3 protein-coding genes are annotated in these 1,905 nt (G+C 51.7%); all 3 read left to right on the forward strand.

Annotated elements, in window-relative coordinates; genetic code table 11:
• The first annotated feature begins 81 nt into the window (after nt 1-81).
• The 3 genes from dfrA12 to OKB87_RS23475 all read left to right on the forward strand — a co-directional run bounded on the left by dfrA12 (nt 82) and on the right by OKB87_RS23475 (nt 1,778).
• Nucleotides 82-579 (forward strand): trimethoprim-resistant dihydrofolate reductase DfrA12, encoded by a 498-nt coding sequence (gene dfrA12, locus OKB87_RS23465; protein WP_001083725.1) that lies wholly within the window; start codon nt 82-84, stop codon nt 577-579.
• A 111-nt stretch (nt 580-690) separates the two neighbouring features.
• Nucleotides 691-981 carry a DUF1010 domain-containing protein gene (locus tag OKB87_RS23470; protein ID WP_001336345.1) on the forward strand — a complete coding sequence of 97 codons (291 nt, stop codon included), beginning with the start codon at nt 691-693 and terminating at the stop codon, nt 979-981.
• A gap of 5 nt (nt 982-986) precedes the next feature.
• Nucleotides 987-1,778, forward strand: a complete 792-nt coding sequence (locus OKB87_RS23475) for an ANT(3'')-Ia family aminoglycoside nucleotidyltransferase AadA2 (protein ID WP_001206356.1) — start codon at nt 987-989, stop codon at nt 1,776-1,778.
• Nucleotides 1,779-1,905 lie beyond the last annotated feature (127 nt).

Genomic DNA, 1,905 nt, shown 5'->3' on the forward strand with positions numbered 1-1,905 from the left:
CGCCGTGGGTCGATGTTTGATGTTATGGAGCAGCAACGATGTTACGCAGCAGGGCAGTCGCCCTAAAACAAAGTTAGCCATATGAACTCGGAATCAGTACGCATTTATCTCGTTGCTGCGATGGGAGCCAATCGGGTTATTGGCAATGGTCCTAATATCCCCTGGAAAATTCCGGGTGAGCAGAAGATTTTTCGCAGACTCACTGAGGGAAAAGTCGTTGTCATGGGGCGAAAGACCTTTGAGTCTATCGGCAAGCCTCTACCGAACCGTCACACATTGGTAATCTCACGCCAAGCTAACTACCGCGCCACTGGCTGCGTAGTTGTTTCAACGCTGTCGCACGCTATCGCTTTGGCATCCGAACTCGGCAATGAACTCTACGTCGCGGGCGGAGCTGAGATATACACTCTGGCACTACCTCACGCCCACGGCGTGTTTCTATCTGAGGTACATCAAACCTTCGAGGGTGACGCCTTCTTCCCAATGCTCAACGAAACAGAATTCGAGCTTGTCTCAACCGAAACCATTCAAGCTGTAATTCCGTACACCCACTCCGTTTATGCGCGTCGAAACGGCTAACCATTCCGTCAACGGGACGCCAAAATGCTGCGCATTTTGGTTCCCTCCGCTGCGCTCCGGCTCTCGTTACGTCCAACGTTAGCACCACTGAAACCCAGCTTTATTTAGCTCATGTTTATTCAAACGGCATTTAGCTTTTCAGGCGTTATTCAGTGCCTGTTTTGCCTTTTTTCCGGGCTTCGCCTGCATGGGCTGCGCAGGTTTTCAGTCTTTTTGGCCTCTAGCCCTTGCGTAGCAAGCGCAAGCAGCTATCGTTTTTGCAGTGCTGTGCCGCCTCGGTGGCGCAGCGTTTTTTCACGGTTAGCGCCCGTCGCCAAATTCAAGTTATCCGTTTTGGCTTCTGGTTCTAACATTTCGGTCAAGCCGACCCGCATTCTGCGGTCGGCTTACCTCGCCCGTTAGACATCATGAGGGAAGCGGTGACCATCGAAATTTCGAACCAACTATCAGAGGTGCTAAGCGTCATTGAGCGCCATCTGGAATCAACGTTGCTGGCCGTGCATTTGTACGGCTCCGCAGTGGATGGCGGCCTGAAGCCATACAGCGATATTGATTTGTTGGTTACTGTGGCCGTAAAGCTTGATGAAACGACGCGGCGAGCATTGCTCAATGATCTTATGGAGGCTTCGGCTTTCCCTGGCGAGAGCGAGACGCTCCGCGCTATAGAAGTCACCCTTGTCGTGCATGACGACATCATCCCGTGGCGTTATCCGGCTAAGCGCGAGCTGCAATTTGGAGAATGGCAGCGCAATGACATTCTTGCGGGTATCTTCGAGCCAGCCATGATCGACATTGATCTAGCTATCCTGCTTACAAAAGCAAGAGAACATAGCGTTGCCTTGGTAGGTCCGGCAGCGGAGGAATTCTTTGACCCGGTTCCTGAACAGGATCTATTCGAGGCGCTGAGGGAAACCTTGAAGCTATGGAACTCGCAGCCCGACTGGGCCGGCGATGAGCGAAATGTAGTGCTTACGTTGTCCCGCATTTGGTACAGCGCAATAACCGGCAAAATCGCGCCGAAGGATGTCGCTGCCGACTGGGCAATAAAACGCCTACCTGCCCAGTATCAGCCCGTCTTACTTGAAGCTAAGCAAGCTTATCTGGGACAAAAAGAAGATCACTTGGCCTCACGCGCAGATCACTTGGAAGAATTTATTCGCTTTGTGAAAGGCGAGATCATCAAGTCAGTTGGTAAATGATGTCTAACAATTCGTTCAAGCCGACCGCGCTACGCGCGGCGGCTTAACTCCGGCGTTAGATGCACTAAGCACATAATTGCTCACAGCCAAACTATCAGGTCAAGTCTGCTTTTATTATTTTTAAGCG

This window comes from Aeromonas sp. Y318-1 (assembly GCF_027706125.1).
Lineage (GTDB): Bacteria > Pseudomonadota > Gammaproteobacteria > Enterobacterales > Aeromonadaceae > Aeromonas > Aeromonas hydrophila.

Excerpts from the sequence above, each read along its gene's own strand:
- dfrA12 (WP_001083725.1), top strand. The coding sequence starts at position 82 with ATGAACTCGGAATCAGTACGCATTTATCTCGTTGCTGCGATGGGAGCC.
- OKB87_RS23470 (WP_001336345.1), top strand. The coding sequence starts at position 691 with ATGTTTATTCAAACGGCATTTAGCTTTTCAGGCGTTATTCAGTGCCTG.
- OKB87_RS23475 (WP_001206356.1), top strand. The coding sequence starts at position 987 with ATGAGGGAAGCGGTGACCATCGAAATTTCGAACCAACTATCAGAGGTG.